Below are 18267 nucleotides of genomic sequence, written 5' to 3'. Positions count from 1 at the left end.
AAGTTTAATTATTGTTTAGTTTTAGTTTCTACCCAAGTATTGATAGTTCCTGTACCGCCAATAGAAGATTTTGGTACTTCAATAACAACAGACATTACATTTGTTCCTGCAAAAGTATCTGTACCTGGATCGTTAAAGCCTGAAGCATTTCCTGCAATAATCTCTCCGTATTGCGCAAAATCCATAAAGAAAGGATCATCTCTTGGTCCTGCAAAAGCTTTAATGTTTCCGTTAGTTTCAACAATTGCATTGCTTCCGTAAGAAGTAATATCTACAACTGTTACATCTGCAGCAGTATTAATCATACTGTTTAAACCAGTTGAAGACGGTGCAAATGGTCCAAAAAAGTACATTTTTCCGTCTCTTGGTACTGCTTGTATTACTAAGTCTTCAACATTGTCTCCTGTGTTGTCAATATTAAATTCTATCATAACGTTTTCATCAAAAGCAGCACTTGCTGATGCTGATGGACTAAGTAACCCTTGCACATTTGCAGCAAATACTAAGTTGTCCGTGTCTTCGCCTTGAAAGGCATAAAAATCTGTGATATCACTTGTACCACCTGAAACTGCAGGCGCATCAATATGGTCTGCAGATAAAAAGAAGTAGCCTGCAATTGCAAAAATGCTAACTCCTAATACTAGTTTTAAATTTTTCATAATGTCTGAGATTTTGTTAATTATTATTTTTGGTTCTCAACACTACCTACGCAATTATTTAACTTAAGGTTTTATTAAAATTTTGTTAAAGAAAATTTGAAGTGATAAAATCAGATTAAAAATATATCTTTACCATCTATTTATTTTAAGACATGAACCCATCGGCTACAGGTTGGATAAAAAAATTAATAAGAGACTTAAACCCTAATATAGTCTTAAAAAATACGAGTCTTGAAAACTATTACGAAGCGTTTAGACATTGCGGATTTATCTACGGAAGCAACGTAGATATTGTAGCTAACCTTATCAAAAATAACGATTACGAAAGTGAAGAACTTTGCAAAATTAACTTAGTAATTGCATTACTTATCATTCATATTAATAGTGAAAGTGAAAATGATTTTTACACAGATGTTGATGCATTTTACAATGCTTTAAACAAAAAAAGATCTTCGTTTTTAAATATATTTATTGGAAATAAAGATAAAGAGGATAGTGTTGAAAGGATTATTAATAAGCGTATACAAATTGATGACAATCTAATAAACAAAAGCTTTAACTACTTTGTAACCAACGCCTTACTTTTTATAGATATTATTGCTTTTAGAGTTTACTTACAAGACAAAAGTATTAGTGATGATTTTTTAAGAGATCATGAAATTATTATAGAAAGTATTGTTATTAATACACTAAACGCAAAAAAACATAAGTCAAATTATGATGAAAATTTAATTGATCTTTTTGAGCAATCTGCAAGATACGAACATGAAAAAGTATTAGACTACAATCTAGCAATAGCTAAAGTAGAAACCGAAATTTTTGCAAAATATTGTTTAGATATGGCTGCTATGGCAACTTGGACAGATGCTAAAATTGATAGTGATGAAGAACTTTTTTTATCTGATTTAGGTAAACAGTTAAATTTAAGCAACCTGCATGTACACCAAGCATCTAGTAGCATAGCAAGTTTTTATAAAAAATTTAAAGAAGAAGTACCGCTTTTAGGATCAAAAAACATAGTAAAAACATTTTACGATAACTCTACAAGTTTTGTTTTAAAGTTAATTAAAAGAAACGGGAAACGTCTAACTAAAGAACTTAAAGAGAGTAAAGAGTTACTGCTATTATTATCTCAATCTACTATAAGAGACCTTTCTAAAGAAGAACAAAAAAAAGTACAAGACCAGTTATTAGATATTTTTAAATCTATACCAAGTCTTGCTATCTTTTTATTGCCTGGCGGCGCGTTATTACTACCAATTGTGGTTAAGTTTATACCTAAATTATTACCAAGTGCTTTTGATGATAACCGTATTGAAGAAGAAAAAAAGGAATAGTTAATCTAACCATTCCTTAAAATCTTTAACACGTTCTCTAGCTACAATTACATCATTTTCATTGTAAGAATTTAACTTAATTTGTAACCTGGAATTGGTATAACTTATAATGTCGTTAATAGCTTCTATGTTTACATAAAACTTACGATTTACTCTAAAAAACTGTGTTGGATCAATCTCTTCTTCTAAAGCTTCTAAAGTGTTTTCTAACAAATAGTTTCTATTATCTGTAGTATGTAAGTATGTGCCTTTATTTTCGCTGTAAAAACATTCTATTTCATCTGTATTTACAAGCTTTATGTGTTGTCCTACTTTTATAGAAAAACGTTTTTTATATACTCTGTCAATTGGATTGACTAATAGTTTTTTTATGTCTTCAAAATCTAAAGACATATTAGTTTTTTGTGGTAATCTTGACTTATATTTTTGTACTGCTTGTTCTAAATCTTCTGCGTCAATTGGTTTAAGTAAATAGTCAATACTGTTAAGCTTGAAGGCTTGTAATGCGTACTCATCATAAGCAGTTGTAAATATTATAGCAGAATTAATCTCTATGGTTTCAAAAATTTCAAACGATAAACCATCACTTAATTGTATGTCTAAGAATATCAAATCTGGATGTATATTGTTTTTAAACCAATTAATAGACTCTTCTACAGAATGTAAAAGCGTTGTAGCTTCTACATTTAGGTTGGTTAGCATACGTTGCAATCGTCTTGCTGATGGTTTTTCGTCTTCTATAATTATAACTTTCATTTTTATTTTTTTATGAATGGTTGATTATTGGCAACAGAAGTAATAAACTGCTTACTGCTTACTGCTTACTGCTTACTGCTTACTGCTTACTGCTTACTGCTTACTGCTTACTGAAAACTAACTATTCCCACATAGACTCTTCTTTATCCATAAACTCTTTAATTTTTCTTTGTTCCCAATCTTTTCCAAAAAATACTCTAGGTCCAAAAACTCCTAGGAAATGAAAAAATAAACCTATTCCCCAAAATAATGGTGTTGATAACGTACCAAAGTGCCATAAGGATCCGCCATTTAATACAATTACTAAAATAATAAATATGTTTACTACGATGTATATCGCTAAATGCCAATAAAATCCTACTATTTTCTTTACTTTTTCTTTAGCTCTTTGGTAGGCTTCTTCTTTTAAAAATTCTTTTCTAGAAAAATTATCTTCGTAAGGTTGTATATCTGTATTTCTCATGATTTTTAATATTTTTTTGTTATTAATTCCAACGTTTTTCTTGTTCTTCTTCTCTCATAAATTGGTCTATTTTTCTTTGTTCCCAACTGCGTCCAAATTTGCCATTATTTACAAATACTCTAAAGGCTTGTGCTGTTAGTCCAAATCCCCAACCTATCATAGGAAACCAAAACCATTGAATTGTAAATGGTGTAAATTTGTACCAAATAAAATATAAACTTGGTATAACGATACAGTAAGCTACTAGGCTAAAATAAAACCCTTTTAGTTCTTCTACGTGTTGTCTTGCTCGTGCATAACTGTCAAGCATTTTTGATTGTGATAATTGTTGTTGTCTCATAACTGATACTTGTTTTGTAAGCATTGGTAATGCAACTGCAAAACTGTTTGCTTCTTGATTGATGATTACTTTTTTATTTGTTAATAATTGGTAGCGTTGTCTAATGTTTGCTAATCCAACACCACTACTCTTTTTTAATATTTTTTTGGGTTGTAGATTATTTTTTACAACTAAATTTCCGTTGCTTTCAAATATTTTAATGTGTAAAGGTTTACTACTTGTTACTACATTATGTTTTACAGCATTTTCTAATAATAATTGTAATGAAAGTGGTACAACTTTACTTTCTGGATTTTGTGCTTGTTCTGGTATTTCAAAAATTATACTGTCTTCAAATCTGTTTTTTAATAAAGACATGTAAGTTTTTGCAAACTTTAGCTCTTCGTCTACTGTCACTAATTCTTTATTTTTCTGCTCTAATACATATCTATATACTTTTGATAAACTGGTTGTAAATTGCTGTGCTTTGTCTGGATTCTCTTCAATTAAACTGGTTAATACATTTAAGCTATTAAATAAAAAATGTGGATCTAATTGATTTTTTAAAGCATCAAATTTAGCACTAGCTGTTCCGGCAATTACTTTTTGCTCTTTTACCTTAGTTTCTTGTTTAGATTTTATATAGTAAACCGTATAAAATATAGCTGTTATGACTACAGATATAGTTAAAGACATCCAATAAAAAACAACTTTCTCATTTTGTAAAAACGATGTAGCGTCTTGGTTATACCCATAAACTATTATTAAAAATCTAAGTATAAAAATGGTTGCTAATGATATAAATACTGAAGACAATAAAGCAACTAAAAGACGATTAAGTTTAAATAAGTCTTGCTTATACTTATTCATCATGTACGTTACAAAATAGGCGTTGGATAAGTATAATGACACGGCAAATAATTGATTATAAAAAAAATCTAAAGCTAAATCTTGGTTAAAATCTAATGTGTTACCATTAGCCAATATAAATATGCCTCTAATTAAAAAGACTAGAACACCAATTGAAAAGGCTTTAGCGGTTTCTTTTAAAAATTTAATCATCCTATTTTTTGTTAGTTTCTAAAGTTAATAAGCACTTATTTTTGCTATACAAATTAGTGTCTTGATATGGATTAAAGGTAGTAAAAATAGGTGTTTTATCTGCTTTTGCTACTGAAGGTTTGTCTAGACCTTTTACTTGTCCTGTTACAGCCATTACAATTATTAATACGAGTTTAAACATGGTTTGTGTTTTAATTACAAGGCAAATATCTATTAAGAATTTAGGTTTTTAAAAATTGAAATACCGAACTGTTATTTTTTTATGACGAATTGTAGCTACGCAAAAAATAATTCTAATTTTGTGTAACATCTTCTTTATTTAAGCTACAAATAAGTACAACTAACTAAAAGATATTGGATAAACCATCAGAACATAATTTTGTAGAATTACTAGAAAAGCATCAAAATATTGTGCACAAAGTCTGTAGACTTTACACTAATAATTATGATGCACACAACGACTTATTTCAGGAGATTACCATACAACTATGGAAAGCCTTCCCTAAGTTTAGAGGTGATAGTAAATTTACAACTTGGATGTATAGAGTTGGTTTAAATACAGCAATTACATTGTATCGTAAATCTAAACGTCGTATAAAAACGCAAGAATTTGATGCTATACAATTTAAAATTAGTGCAGAAGAATATGACAGCACAGAAGAAGAACAATTAAAATTAATGTATCAAGCTGTACACCAATTAAATGACATTGAAAAAGCTCTAGTATTTTTATATCTAGAGGATAAAGATTACCGAGAAATTAGTGAGACCTTGGGAATTAGCGAAGTTAATGCCAGAGTGAAAATGAACAGAGTGAAAAAAAAGCTAAAAACCATTTTAAATCCGTAAAACATGGATGAATTAGAATTATTAAAGAAAGATTGGCAAAAAAACAATAACACTTTTGAAAAAAAATCAAGTAGTGATTTATATGCCATGTTACATAAAAAGTCGTCTAACATTGTAAAAACATTGTTTTACATAAGTATTGCAGAATTGTTATTTTGGATTTGTATAAATACTATACCAATGTTTACATCAGATGGATATAAACAAAAATTAGATGCAATGTATAGTGACGCTGCTTTTATAGGCATCACTATATTTACTTACGCAATAATTTTGTTATTTGTTTTCTTATTATACAAGTCCTACAAAAATATCTCGGTTACAGACAGTGCAAGAAAACTAATGAAAAACATCCTTAAAACTAGAAAGGTTATTAGATATTATGTAATCTATAATCTAGCAATGGTATTTGTTTCTATGGTATTTGGATTTATATATTCTTCTGGACACGATCCTGAATTAGCTGCACAAATAGAACATTTTAACACGCAACAATACATTGTAATGATTGCTATGTTTGTTATTGCAACATTAATATTTGGTGTAGTTATTTGGTTATTTTACAAGTTACTTTATGGTATTCTATTAAAACGTCTTAATAAGAATTATAACGAACTTAAGAAAATGGAAGTTTAGTCCATATTGAATAATAAATACTGTAAATATTATTCATTTAAAAACTCACGTTGCTTATTAAGCTCTTCTTGAGCAAGTAATTCTTTTTCTGGGATTACTTTTAAAAATGAAGGATGTTGCTCTATAGCGTATTCTATTTTTTCAACAATATCTTGGATACTTTCATTCTCGTAATCAATTTTTAAAGGCTCTTTAATTTCAAAAGTTTGATAAACGTTTTTCTTTTTAATTCTTAGTCCTTTTTTGTCAAAACTTCTTCTAAAACCATCAATTACAATAGGTACAACCACAGGTTTGTAGTGTTTTATAATATGAGCTGTTCCTTTTCTAATAGGCTTAAAAGGTGTTGTAGTTCCTTGCGGAAATGTAACAACCCAACCATCATCTAAAGCGCGTTTTATTGCAGAAATATCACTCATTTTTACTTGACGATTAACGTCTTTTCCTTGACTACGCCAAGTACGCTCTATACTTATAGATCCTGTATAGGCAAAAATCTTTGGTATTAAACCAGATTTCATAGTTTCTTTTGCTGCAACATAATACATGTTTAGTTTAGGATTCCATAAATATCCTACATTCTTAATATTATCTTGTCGGTTTGATAAAGCAGCATTAAATACATGAAACATGGCAATAACATCTGCAAAATACGTTTGGTGATTAGATATAAATAAAACGTTTGTATCTGGTAATTGTCTTATAATTTCAGAACCTTCAATTTGTAACTCATTAAAGCCTCTATAGCGTCTATGTGTTAAAAGACCTAAGATTCTGATTAACCATTTTTTTACAAAAAGTATATGTCCGAAAGGATTTTTTTTAAATAATCCCATAGTGTGTTTAAGTTTTAAGGAGCTACAAATATAACAAATCAAAACACTTATAAAACCTGTTTTAATAAGTCTTTAACTTCGCTAAGCATCATTGCTGTTGCGCCCCAAACCAAATAATTACTTAAATTATAGGCAGGTACCTCAACATCAATCCCATAACTGGTTTTTACTGTTTTTTGGGTTAAATTACTATCACTTAACAAATCTTTTAAGTAAACTTCTATTAAATCTTCTACTTCTGCTTCTTGTTTAACAAATTTTGGAGTTTGCTCTGCAATACCTAAATAAGGCTGAACTACAAAGTTACTTGGCGGAATATAAACTTGCGTCATTTCTTTGTAAACCTTAATATAATCTGGTTTTACACCTACTTCTTCGTGAGTTTCTCTTAAAGCGGTTTGCATTAAATTTTGGTCAGAATGTTCTACTTTTCCACCAGGAAAACCAACTTGTGCCGAGTGTACACCTTTGTAAGTTTTTCTTAAAATTAAAATAAGTTTAGTTTGTAACTCTAAATCTGGATAAAACAATGCCATTACCGCACTTTGCCTAGCATGTTTCATCTTATCTTTTTGCTGTTGCAAAAGAGCTTCACGATAAGGTGGAGCCATTTTAAACTGAGATGTTTCGGCTGGTAGTGGTATATTTTTTATTTTTGACAATGCTATGGTAAAATCCTTAAAATTCATTTTAAAAATGCGCCTATTTCTTTTTTTTAGTCTTTGTCTTATTTTATTTAATTGTGAAGATAAGCAATCTAAGACTAAAACTAACTATAACAACGCCAAACAAGCTGCAGACACTGTAAAAACAAATACTAAAACGGTTAAAAAAGATTCGATTAAGAAAAAGGAATATCCTTATTTAACTGAAGAAAATGTTATGGACTTTTTCTTAGAATATGAAAAAGAAAACTTAGAGAATAAAGTACGCATTAAAACAAGCATGGGAGATATTGATATATTATTGTTTGACGAAACCAAGTTTCATCGTGCTAACTTTATTTATTTAGCAAAAATTGGAGCTTTTGATAATACTCAGTTTCATCGTGTTGTTAAAAACTTTATTATTCAAGGTGGAAACACAGATGATATTAGAGTAGCCAGAAAACGACATAAAATAGGTCATTACTTATTACCTACAGATACTAAACGTGGTTTTACACATCATCGAGGTGTAATTTCTATGCCAAGTAGTGATATTGAAAACCCTCATAAATTAGCATCGCCTTATGAGTTTTTTATTACACAGCAAGACGCCTTTCATCTAGATGGCGATTACACTATTTTTGGAAAAGTTGTTAAAGGAATGGATATTGTTGATAAGATAAACGCTGTAAAAACAGACGAGTCTGATTGGCCTTTTGTTAATGTATATATTAAAACTGTTGAAGTTTTAGAATAAACAATGCTACTAATCTTTATAAAGACTTGGTAAGCTTACCTTAAATCTTACAGCTATTAACCTTACTATAATTACTACTAGACCAGAGATAACAAATACAAAATTAGTAACTACGGGTAACTGGCTTATAGCAAAATAAGTAATACCGCCTAATATACATGCGGTTGCGTAGATTTCTTTTCTAAAAATTACTGGTATTTCGTTACATAGAATATCTCTAATTACTCCACCAAAACAAGCACTCATCGTACCCAAAAAAACACAAATTATTGGATGCAAATCTGCCGAAATTCCTTTTTCAATTCCAATTACAGTATACAAACCAATACCAATTGTATCAAATAAAAACAATGATTTACGCAAGTAATCAATCTTATGTCTAAAAAGTACGGCAAATACTGTAGATCCAAAAATAAAGTAGGCATAACTCATATCTTTCATCCAACTTACTGGTGTTTCGCCAATCAAAACATCTCTTAATGTACCGCCACCAACTGCTGTTACAAACGCAATAATTAAAATACCAAATGCGTCCATACGTTTGTTAAGTGCTACAAGTACACCAGAAATTGCAAAAGCAATAGTTCCTAAAATATCTATGATGTAAAACATTGGATTGAAATTGTTTTTAAAATTTAATAGTAAGGGATACTTCGACTGCGTTCAGCATAAGCGATTCACACACTTTTTTTTATAAAAAAAGTGGTTCTCTGCTTACATGTTTTGTGTGTAGTAATTATAATCTTTTACAACTGTGGAAATAAATTCCATATCATTACTTTCAACTTGGTGTCTAATTTCCATTACCTCAATTACTTTAGCTCTTAACTTAATTAATGTAGCGTAGTCTTTAGATTTTTTAGCAGCCAAATACGTCTCTTTGATAATACGTACATCATTATCTGACAACTTTATTACTGATGGATAAGTTGGTGTGTAATCTTCTTTAAGTTCTTCTAAAATGGTATGACTAATATTGACTTTATTTTTTAAAGCTATAACACCTGTTCCTGCTGTCATGTCTCCTATTCTTTGGTTTTTATTACTAGTAACTACTGCTATTAACCCTATTATACCAGAAAACAAATTCAAATCTACTATTCTAAAAAACCATCTTACAATAAAATCTGGAAAAGAAGCTTGATAGCCATCTATTTTAACTACTTTAATTTTTATTATTCGTTTTCCTGGTGTTTGTCCATCTAAAAGCGATTCAAAAATTAGAGAATAAAATATAGCTGGCAAATAAAAAAACACAACAACTGCACCTACAGACCACTGGTCCATATCTTTAGCCCAATCTTCAAAATTAAAAGCTTTAAACATTAATTGATAAACAACAATAACATAAGCTATTTTTATAATCCAATCTATAAGATATGCGAGCAAACGTTCGCCAACACTAGCTGCGACAAAATTTATATTTACGTTTTGTGTAGTATTTATTGATATATTGACCATAAGCTAAGGTCAAATGTAAGCATTTTTTTAACGCATAAAAGTGGTTTTAATATAAAAAATATGTAGATTTGGTTGCTTTATGAGAGAAGTCGCTTTTATCAAAACCAACAAAGAAAAATGGCTAGAATTTGAACAAGCTATTTTTGGAAAACAACTAAAAAACCCTGACGAATTAGCCTCACTTTACACACAATTGGTTAATGACTTGTCATATGCACAAACGTATTACCCAAAAAGTAAAACAGTTTTATATCTTAATAATTTAGCAGCAAAAGCGTTCCAAAAAATCTATAAAACTAAGCGACAAGACACTAATAGATTTGTATATTTTTGGAAGACTGAAGTACCATTAATAATGTATGAATACAGACGTTACGTGGCTTACGCTTTTTTAGTTTTTTTAAGTTTTGTAGCTATTGGTGCTTTATCTGCAGAGTTTGATGATGCTTTTATTAGACTTGTTCTTGGTGATCATTACGTTAATTTAACCTTAGAAAATATTGAAAAAGGAGATCCTGTTGCTATTTACAAAAGTGGTAGTAATTGGGGAAGCGCTTTTGGTATTACATTAAACAACCTTTATGTTGGCATAACCTCTTTTGTCTTTGGTATTTTTGGAGGTTTAGGCACAGGTTATATTTTAATGGAAAATGGCATTATGCTAGGTTCTTTTCAATATATGTTTGTAAAAGAAGATGTGTTTTGGGAAAGCGTTAGAGGTATCTGGATACATGGCGCTATGGAGATTTTTGCAATTGTTATAGAAGGTGCTGCTGGTTTTATTTTAGGCGCTAGTATTTTATTTCCTAAAACTTTCTCTAGGATGACATCTTTTAAAAGAGGTGTAAAAGTTGGAGTTAAAATTTTAATAAGCACATTTCCTTTTACTATTGCTGCTGGATTTTTAGAAGGTTATGTTACTAGATATTCTAACATAATGCCAAATTGGCTATCTATTGGTATCATACTTACTACGCTAAGCATAATTTCATTTTACTATTTAATATATCCGTTTATTGTTAACCGAAAAACAAAACTAAACTATGAAGCTTTATCAAAATAGAGACTTTAACTCGTTTTTTCAAGACACATTTACTTTTTTAAAAGAACACGGTAAACACTTCTTTACTTTCTTTTTTACTGTTAGTGGTGCACTTATTATTCTATTAGCTATTGTAAGTTATTATGTAACTAAAACTTATACAGAGTCTTTTATGTATAGTTTTTCTACTTCTGGTAACCCATCTGCGTCAATAGACCAATTTGCTAATGAAAACTTTGGTGTTTTTTTGCTTACCATTATAGGTGTTGTGATTTTATCTATATTATTTTGGATAATTGTGTATGCCTTCACTCCTATTTACTTTAAACTTTTTGAAAAGCATAATGGTCCCAATTTTGGTATGAAAGAAATTAAAGATAGCTACAAAGCTAACGCTGGTAAACTTATCATGTTTGTAATTTTAGGTTTTATTTTAGCTATACCTTTGGCTATTATCTTTGGTATCGTTGGTTTTATACTAGCAATAACTATTGTTGGTATACTTGCGCTACCGTTTTTAATAGGTATCTTTAGTAGTCTTTACCATATGACGCTTTTAGAGCAATTAGACAATAAACGTAATTTTTGGGATAGCTTTGGTTATGCATGGCAATTAATTAGAAGTAAATTTTGGCATGCTGTAGGTTGCATTGGTATTTTTTACTTAATGGCTTACGTTGTACAGATGGGTGTTGGTCTAATTCAGGGTATTGTACAAGGTGTACAAAGTATAACTGTTATACAAGAACCTGTAACTATAGATGAGATGCCTGTTGGTAGTTTAATTTTAGCTATAGTTATTTCTGTAATTGCATTTATTATTAGTACAACTTTACAAACCATTATACAAGTTAACCAAAGTATTGTGTATTACGGTTTAAAAGAAACTAGCGAAAACGTAAATACTAAAAGTGTTATTGACGAAATAGGATCTGGTGAGTAAATTACTTAAACTACATATTATCCTTTTTTTATTAGCTTTTGGTACTGCTAATGCGCTTCAAAAACACTCGCAAGAAGTTTATGAAGACTATGAGTATTTAGAAGCAATAGATTCTGTAACAACAGATAATGCAAACGTCCTACCAAAACAATTTGATAACTTATCTGAAAAATATACCGGAGACGATTTTATTTACCAACGCAGTAAAGCTAGTTCTGGTTGGTGGACACGTTTTAAAAAAGCGGTTTCAGATTTTCTAAAAAGTCTTTTTAACATTCAAAACGCTGGTCAAGCCTCTAGAGCTACAGATTTAGCTCTAAAAATTGCTGGTGTTATCATTTTCTTATTGGTTATTTATTTCATCTTTAAAGCTATTGTAAATAAAGAAGGTACATGGGTTTTTGGCAAATCTTCAGATAAAAAAATTATTCCTGTAACAGATCTAGAAAACAACATTCATCAAACAAATTTTAAAGCTTTAATAAGCGAAGCCGAAAGTAATAACAATTACAGACTTGCCATTAGATATTACTATTTGTGGCTTTTAAAAGGCTTATCAGAAAAAGAAATTATAGACTACGATCCAGAAAAAACAAACAGCGACTATCAATACGAAATAAAAACACCAGAAATCTCAGAACAATTTGCCTATACATCTTACCTATATAATTACATTTGGTATGGCGAGTTTAATGTAGATCAAGCTCAGTTTGACAAAGCAAAACGTGCTTTTACTAACTTTTTAAACTCAGTAAAAGCATGAACAGAACTATAAAAATTTACGTAGGCTTACTAATCCTTTTTTTAGGCTTAATTGCTTTTATTGAGCTTACTAAAGAACGACCTATAAATTGGAAACCAACTTATAATGAAAGACATAAAATACCTTTTGGAACTTATATTTTTCATGAAGAATTAGAAAACGTTTTTTCTGATAAAGAATTTACAGACGTAAGAAAAACACCTTACGAGTTTTTTGACGAGTATTACAATTGGGAAGAAGATGAATACACCACTACAGGTAATTTTATACACATTGCTCAATACTCAGAAATGGACGATATTTCTGCACAAGAACTTTTAGATTTTGTATCCTACGGTAATACAGTTTTAATGTCTAGCAATTACTTTCCTAAACGATTAAAAGACTCTTTAGGATTTAATACAACTAATGAATATGACTTAAAAGGTAATAGCTATTTTACATTAACCAATCCAAGGTTTAAAACAGATAGCATCACCATAGATAGAGGTATTAACAACTTTCATTTTTCAAAACTTGATAAAAGTATAACAACTGTTTTAGGACATCAAACCTTTGACAGTATTGCGTTTCCTAACTTTATAAAAGTAAAACATTATGATGGTCAGTTTTTACTTCATCTACAACCTATAGCCTTCACAAATTATAGTTTATTAAAGAAAAATAATAAAAAATATACCGAAGCTGTTTTAGGCTATCTGCCAGAAGACAATATTTTTTACAACTCATTAAATAAAGCTAACACCAACGTTAGCGGTTCTAAACTTAGGTTTATATTAAGTCAAGATGCACTACGTTATGCTTGGTATTTAGGATTAATTAGTTTGCTTTTGTTCTTAATTTTTAACGCAAAACGAAGACAACGCATTGTTAAAGAAATTAAACCTCACGAAAATACTACCGTAGCATTTACAAAAACCATTGGTAATTTATATTACGAAACTAAAGACCATAATAATTTAGTTGAAAAGAAAATAACTTACTTTTTAGAATATTTAAGACGTGTTTACTTTTTGGATACTCAAGTTTTAGACGAACGTTTTACCAAGCTACTGATCCAGAAATCAGGAAAAGATAAAGAACAAATACAACAGTTAGTTAAATCTATAGTACATTTAAAAGCAAAACCACAATGTACAGAAGCAGATTTAATCCATTTAAATAAGCAAATAGAAGATTTTTACACCGCATAAATTATGGAAGAATTTAATAACGAAGACAAAAAAAATCACATTCCGTCAGATGCTGAAAACACAGAAAATTCAGCACCAACAAATGATGTTACTTCAGATAATGCTACACCAGAAGCAAGTGACGATAATGTAAACTTTACAAACCGTATTGACTTAACCGAACTGCAACAAGGTGTTGCGCAAATAAAGTCAGAAATTAGTAAAGTAATTGTTGGTCAAAAAGGAATGATTGATATGCTAATTGCAGCTATTTTAGCCAACGGTCATGCATTAATAGAAGGTGTTCCTGGTGTTGCAAAAACAATATCGGCACGTTTATTAGCCAAATCTTTAGCAATAGATTTTAGTCGTATTCAATTTACGCCCGATTTAATGCCTAGTGATATTTTAGGAACTTCGGTTTTTGACATGAAAAAATCTGAATTTGAATTTAAAAAAGGTCCTATTTTTTCTAACATGGTTTTAATTGACGAGATTAACCGTGCACCAGCAAAAACACAAGCTGCTTTGTTTGAAGTAATGGAAGAACGCCAAATAACTATAGACGGTAATAAATATCAAATGAGTTTACCTTTTATTGTTTTAGCTACTCAAAACCCTGTAGAACAAGAAGGGACATATCGTTTACCAGAAGCACAATTAGACCGTTTTCTTTTCAAAATAGATATTGATTACCCTAATTTAGAAGAAGAAATAGAAATCTTAAATCGAGAACACGACTTAAAAGGAAATAAAAAAATTAATCAAATCACGACTTATTTAAGTCAAGAAAAAATTAAAGAATTTCAAGATTTAGTCAATCAGATTATTATCGAAAGTCATTTGATAAAATACATCGCAGATATTATAGTAAACACGCGTAATAACCCATTTTTATATTTAGGTGCATCACCTAGAGCATCTATAGCCATTCTAAAATCTAGTAAAGCTTTCGCTGCAATGAATGGACGCGATTTTGTAACACCTGAAGACATTAAACAAGCAGCAATACCAGTCTTACAACATCGTGTTATTGTAACACCAGAACGCGAACTGGAAGGTGTAACAAGCAAACAAATTATAAAACAAATTATAGAAGCTGTAGAAATACCAAGGTAATTTCAGTTTGCAGTTAGCAGTAAACAGTAAACAGTCTTTCAACTTAGAACTTTAAACTTAGAACTAATCAAGTGAAACTTATAAAACCATTTTACATACAAAACCGTTTTTTCTATGCATGTATTGCCATAATGATACTGTATGTGGTTAGCTTTTTGTTTCCAAGATTACTCAATATTGTTTCTTTTTTGCTTTTAGGTTTAATCGCATTAACATTATTAGATACGTTGCTATTATTTTCAGCTAAAAAAGGGATTTTAGCCTCAAGAATTTTACCCGAAAAACTTTCAAACGGAGATCAAAATCCAATTCAACTTGAAATTGAAAACTTTTATACATTTCCTATATATACAAATATCATTGACGAAATTCCTGAACAATTTCAAGTAAGAGATTTTAATATTGAAAGAAAGCTAAACGCAACATCTTCATCTAAATTAGAATATCAATTACGTCCGGTAGAACGTGGCGAATATCACTTTGGCAAACTAAATATATACGCAAAATCGGTGTTTGGTTTAGTTGCAAGACGTTTTACTTTTAACGATAATACAATGGTACCTAACTACCCAAGTTTTATTCAATTAAAAAAATACGACTTGATGGCTTTTAGTAATAATTTGTTGCAATACGGTATCAAAAAAGTGCGTAGACTTGGTCACACAATGGAGTTTGAGCAAATTAAAGACTATGTTTTAGGTGACGATTTGCGTACCATTAACTGGAAAGCTACTGCAAAACGAAATGCGTTAATGGTTAATCAATTTCAAGATGAAAAATCGCAACCAGTCTACTCGGTTATAGACAAAGGTCGTGTTATGAAAATGCCTTTTAACCAATTAACCCTTCTGGATTATGCCATAAATGCATCTTTAGTGATTAGCAATGTAGCATTAAAAAAGCAAGACAAAGCAGGGATTTTTACCTTTTCTAAACGTGTTGAAAATCGTGTAGTTGCTGAAAGAAGAACATCTCAAATGAATTTAATTCTTGAAGGCTTATACAACGTTAATACCGATTTTTTTGAGAGTGACTTTGGCAGATTATATGCAGATATAAAAAGAAATATTACACACAGAAGTTTAATATTACTTTATACAAACTTCGAAACCTTAGACAGTTTACACAGACAATTACCGTATTTAAAAGGTATTGCAAAAAACCATTTACTAGTCGTTATTTTCTTTGAAAACACAGAGCTAGATAAATTTATCAAAGCACCTGCCGAAACGATACAGCAAACTTATGATAAGGTAATTGCAGAAAAATTTGCTTTTGAAAAACGCCTAATCGTTAACGAACTTAAAAAGTATGGTATTTACTCTATTTTAACCACACCAGAAAACCTTACATTAGATACTATTAATAAGTATTTAGAAATTAAAGCACGTGGTTTATTGTAAGCTAATCGCCAAACTTTACCTGTTATCTATTTATTTTTAATATTCTGTTTTTTTAGTTTATATTGGCTTTGCTATTAATCAATTTACTAAAAACATGAAACACTTAGTTTTATTACTAACTGTAATTCTTTCCCTATCCTTTACATTAACAACTTTTGCTCAAGATAATTATTCTCCTTGGACAGCAAGCTTAAGTACAAACGCAGTAAACAATCCAGTTAGAAAATTACCTGGCGAAGAAGGAAAATTTCAAACATGGAATATGGATCCTGCAGGTTTTAAATTAGCTTTAGCTAGACATTTAAAGAATAAAATATCTTTTGAAGCACTTGTATCCCTTAATAGCATAAAACAAGAACATACCAACAGAGACGAAAAATTCCCGTACATATCTATTGACGGTATGTTTAAATACAAACTAATCAATAATATTACTTTTAATCCATACGTAAGTCTTGGTGGCGGATATACTTGGTTAGACGAAATTGGCGCAGGAACAGTAAACGGAGCTGTAGGTATTGATTTTTGGTTGACATACAATTTTGGCTTTACAGCACAAAGTGCCTACAAGCATGCTTTTGAAGATTATGGTTTAAGCCATTATCAACATTCTGCAGGAATAATTTTCAAATTTGGAGGTGCAGACAATGATAATGATGGTATTTTTAATCAAGAGGACGAATGTCCTGACACATTTGGATTAGCAAAATTTAATGGATGTCCTGACACCGATAAAGATGGAATACCTGATAAAGAAGACAACTGTCCAGAAACACCAGGAACCAATAACGGTTGTCCAGATCAAGATAACGATGGTGTTGCAGACCTTTATGATAGATGTCCTACAATAGCAGGAGATATTAGCAACAAAGGTTGTCCATTACCAGATTATGATAAAGATGGTGTACCAGATAAATATGATAAATGTCCTAAATTACAAGGAACAGAAAATGGTTGTCCTAAAAAAGAGATAAAAAATGCTTACAGTAAAGAAGAGCTTAAAAACCTAAAACCTATTGTAATTTATTTTGAATTAAGTAAAGCAGAAATTAGACCTTCAGAAATTAAAAAACTTGAGAATATTGCTCAACTTATATCAAAAGGAAAATTTAAAAAATATTTAATTTCTGGACATACAGATAATACGGCAACAGAAGAAACCAATCTTAAACTATCTTTTGAAAGAGCTAATACAGTAAAAAATTACTTATTAAATAAAGGCATTAACGCAGAAAGTTTAATAGTTAAAGGTTTTGGAGAACAATATCCTGTAGACACAAGTAATACAGAAGAAGGTAGAGTAAAAAACAGACGTGTAGAGGTAATTCCTGTAGAATAAACAATTCATCATAAAAAATCTACAGTTCGGTGACTTAGTTTGTGAAAGCCTCATGTTTTGTTAGACATTTGAACTATCAAAAAACAACAAAACCGATTAATTATGAAAACTATTTACACACTTTTAATAGCTTTAATATTTACTTTAAATGTAAATGCTCAAACAGAAACAAAAGTAACTTCTAATGGTCAAAATATTACTGTTACCATACAAAACATTAAAAATGATAAAGGTAGTGTTATTTTGGGTCTACATACCGAAGACACTTTTATGAAAGGTCCTGGTATAAAAAACTTAAAGTCTAAAATAGAAAATGGACAAGTAACTGTTACTTTTAAAAATATTGAAGTTGGCACATACGCCATTATGGTTATGCATGACGAAAATGATAATAATCGTATGGATTTTGAAAATGGTATGCCATTAGAAAGTTATGGTATGTCAAATAACCCAATGTCTTATGGTCCGCCTCAATACCAAGATGCAAAATTTGAAGTAAACGATAAAGATTTAAGCTTTAATATTAGATTTTAATCAATAAACCAACCAACTCAATCAATCAAAAAACTAAAAAAGCGCTCTAAGTAGAGCGCTTTTTTTGTGGGGAGAGCAGGATTCGAACCTGCGAAGACATAGTCAGCAGATTTACAGTCTGCCCTCGTTGGCCGCTTGAGTATCTCCCCAAAACCGTCGGCAAATATATT

At 30.1% G+C, this 18267-nt stretch carries 21 protein-coding genes and 1 tRNA gene; 12 read left to right on the top strand and 10 right to left on the bottom strand.

Annotation, left to right across the window (positions count from 1 at the left end):
* Positions 1–8: 8 nt before the first annotated feature.
* Entirely contained in the window at positions 9–659 is a 651-nt protein-coding gene (locus tag ACEQT4_RS12595; RefSeq protein WP_370228143.1) for a DUF4331 family protein, read from the bottom strand.
* Between the two features lie 152 nt (positions 660–811).
* Between ACEQT4_RS12595 and ACEQT4_RS12590 the strand changes: the two genes are divergently transcribed.
* Entirely contained in the window at positions 812–1996 is a 1185-nt protein-coding gene (locus ACEQT4_RS12590) for an LETM1-related biofilm-associated protein (protein ID WP_370228141.1), read from the top strand.
* Here the strand turns inward: ACEQT4_RS12590 and ACEQT4_RS12585 are convergent, their stop codons facing one another.
* From ACEQT4_RS12585 to ACEQT4_RS12570, 4 genes are all read right to left on the bottom strand, one after another.
* Positions 1997–2752, bottom strand: coding sequence for a LytR/AlgR family response regulator transcription factor (locus ACEQT4_RS12585; RefSeq protein ID WP_370228139.1), 756 nt, complete (start codon positions 2750–2752; stop codon positions 1997–1999).
* A 121-nt stretch (positions 2753–2873) separates the two neighbouring features.
* Positions 2874–3215 (bottom strand): 2TM domain-containing protein, encoded by a 342-nt coding sequence (locus tag ACEQT4_RS12580; RefSeq protein ID WP_370228137.1) that lies wholly within the window; start codon positions 3213–3215, stop codon positions 2874–2876.
* A 22-nt stretch (positions 3216–3237) separates the two neighbouring features.
* Entirely contained in the window at positions 3238–4596 is a 1359-nt protein-coding gene (locus ACEQT4_RS12575; RefSeq protein WP_370228135.1) for a histidine kinase, read from the bottom strand.
* Position 4597: 1 nt separating this feature from the next.
* Positions 4598–4777, bottom strand: coding sequence for a hypothetical protein (locus ACEQT4_RS12570; protein ID WP_027878595.1), 180 nt, complete (start codon positions 4775–4777; stop codon positions 4598–4600).
* Positions 4778–4950: 173 nt separating this feature from the next.
* On the opposite strand from ACEQT4_RS12570, the gene ACEQT4_RS12565 reads away from it, so the two are divergent.
* Together ACEQT4_RS12565 and ACEQT4_RS12560 are read left to right on the top strand one after the other, a co-directional pair.
* Positions 4951–5445, top strand: a complete 495-nt coding sequence (locus tag ACEQT4_RS12565; protein ID WP_027878594.1) for an RNA polymerase sigma factor — start codon at positions 4951–4953, stop codon at positions 5443–5445.
* Between the two features lie 3 nt (positions 5446–5448).
* Complete coding sequence (locus ACEQT4_RS12560; RefSeq protein WP_370228132.1) at positions 5449–6081, top strand: hypothetical protein; 633 nt, start codon at positions 5449–5451, stop codon at positions 6079–6081.
* 29 nt (positions 6082–6110) lie between these two features.
* On the opposite strand, the gene ACEQT4_RS12555 is transcribed toward ACEQT4_RS12560, so the two are convergent.
* Together ACEQT4_RS12555 and ACEQT4_RS12550 are read right to left on the bottom strand one after the other, a co-directional pair.
* Positions 6111–6917, bottom strand: a complete 807-nt coding sequence (locus ACEQT4_RS12555) for a 1-acyl-sn-glycerol-3-phosphate acyltransferase (protein WP_223077067.1) — start codon at positions 6915–6917, stop codon at positions 6111–6113.
* A gap of 47 nt (positions 6918–6964) precedes the next feature.
* The gene (locus tag ACEQT4_RS12550) at positions 6965–7606 is read right to left on the bottom strand and encodes a CoA pyrophosphatase (protein WP_370228130.1); all 642 of its coding nucleotides are present in this window, start codon (positions 7604–7606) and stop codon (positions 6965–6967) included.
* 7 nt (positions 7607–7613) lie between these two features.
* Between ACEQT4_RS12550 and ACEQT4_RS12545 the strand changes: the two genes are divergently transcribed.
* Complete coding sequence (locus ACEQT4_RS12545) at positions 7614–8321, top strand: peptidylprolyl isomerase (RefSeq protein ID WP_370228128.1); 708 nt, start codon at positions 7614–7616, stop codon at positions 8319–8321.
* A 9-nt stretch (positions 8322–8330) separates the two neighbouring features.
* On the opposite strand, the gene ACEQT4_RS12540 is transcribed toward ACEQT4_RS12545, so the two are convergent.
* Positions 8331–8933: a trimeric intracellular cation channel family protein gene (locus tag ACEQT4_RS12540; protein WP_027878589.1), complete on the bottom strand. Its 603-nt coding sequence runs from the start codon at positions 8931–8933 to the stop codon at positions 8331–8333.
* Positions 8934–9035: 102 nt separating this feature from the next.
* A complete protein-coding gene (locus ACEQT4_RS12535) occupies positions 9036–9782 on the bottom strand; it encodes an RDD family protein (RefSeq protein ID WP_370228126.1) in 747 nt (248 codons plus the stop codon).
* A 79-nt stretch (positions 9783–9861) separates the two neighbouring features.
* Here ACEQT4_RS12535 and ACEQT4_RS12530 point away from each other — a divergent pair, with 79 nt between their 5' ends.
* The 8 genes from ACEQT4_RS12530 to ACEQT4_RS12495 all read left to right on the top strand — a co-directional run bounded on the left by ACEQT4_RS12530 (position 9862) and on the right by ACEQT4_RS12495 (position 18097).
* On the top strand, positions 9862–10845 hold the full coding sequence (locus ACEQT4_RS12530; protein ID WP_106676995.1) for a stage II sporulation protein M: 984 nt from the start codon (positions 9862–9864) through the stop codon (positions 10843–10845).
* Positions 10826–11767 carry a hypothetical protein gene (locus ACEQT4_RS12525; RefSeq protein WP_370228124.1) on the top strand — a complete coding sequence of 314 codons (942 nt, stop codon included), beginning with the start codon at positions 10826–10828 and terminating at the stop codon, positions 11765–11767. The genes ACEQT4_RS12530 and ACEQT4_RS12525 overlap by 20 nt, the downstream gene beginning before the upstream one ends.
* Positions 11760–12530: a DUF4129 domain-containing protein gene (locus ACEQT4_RS12520; RefSeq protein WP_370228122.1), complete on the top strand. Its 771-nt coding sequence runs from the start codon at positions 11760–11762 to the stop codon at positions 12528–12530. The genes ACEQT4_RS12525 and ACEQT4_RS12520 overlap by 8 nt, the downstream gene beginning before the upstream one ends.
* Positions 12527–13723 (top strand): DUF4350 domain-containing protein, encoded by a 1197-nt coding sequence (locus ACEQT4_RS12515; protein WP_370228120.1) that lies wholly within the window; start codon positions 12527–12529, stop codon positions 13721–13723. The genes ACEQT4_RS12520 and ACEQT4_RS12515 overlap by 4 nt, the downstream gene beginning before the upstream one ends.
* A 3-nt stretch (positions 13724–13726) precedes the next feature.
* Positions 13727–14821, top strand: a complete 1095-nt coding sequence (locus ACEQT4_RS12510; protein WP_370228118.1) for an AAA family ATPase — start codon at positions 13727–13729, stop codon at positions 14819–14821.
* A 71-nt stretch (positions 14822–14892) separates the two neighbouring features.
* On the top strand, positions 14893–16224 hold the full coding sequence (locus tag ACEQT4_RS12505) for a DUF58 domain-containing protein (RefSeq protein ID WP_370228116.1): 1332 nt from the start codon (positions 14893–14895) through the stop codon (positions 16222–16224).
* A 94-nt stretch (positions 16225–16318) separates the two neighbouring features.
* On the top strand, positions 16319–17563 hold the full coding sequence (locus ACEQT4_RS12500) for an OmpA family protein (RefSeq protein WP_370228114.1): 1245 nt from the start codon (positions 16319–16321) through the stop codon (positions 17561–17563).
* Positions 17564–17665: 102 nt separating this feature from the next.
* A complete protein-coding gene (locus tag ACEQT4_RS12495; protein WP_370228112.1) occupies positions 17666–18097 on the top strand; it encodes a DUF2141 domain-containing protein in 432 nt (143 codons plus the stop codon).
* A 67-nt stretch (positions 18098–18164) separates the two neighbouring features.
* Here ACEQT4_RS12495 and ACEQT4_RS12490 read toward each other — a convergent pair.
* Positions 18165–18246: transfer RNA gene (locus ACEQT4_RS12490), tRNA-Tyr, on the bottom strand.
* Positions 18247–18267 lie beyond the last annotated feature (21 nt).

This window comes from Mesoflavibacter sp. (assembly GCF_964226795.1).
Classification (GTDB): domain Bacteria; phylum Bacteroidota; class Bacteroidia; order Flavobacteriales; family Flavobacteriaceae; genus Mesoflavibacter; species Mesoflavibacter zeaxanthinifaciens.
Note: the sequence above shows the minus strand (reverse complement) of the source record. Positions and strands in the feature narration are given on the sequence as shown.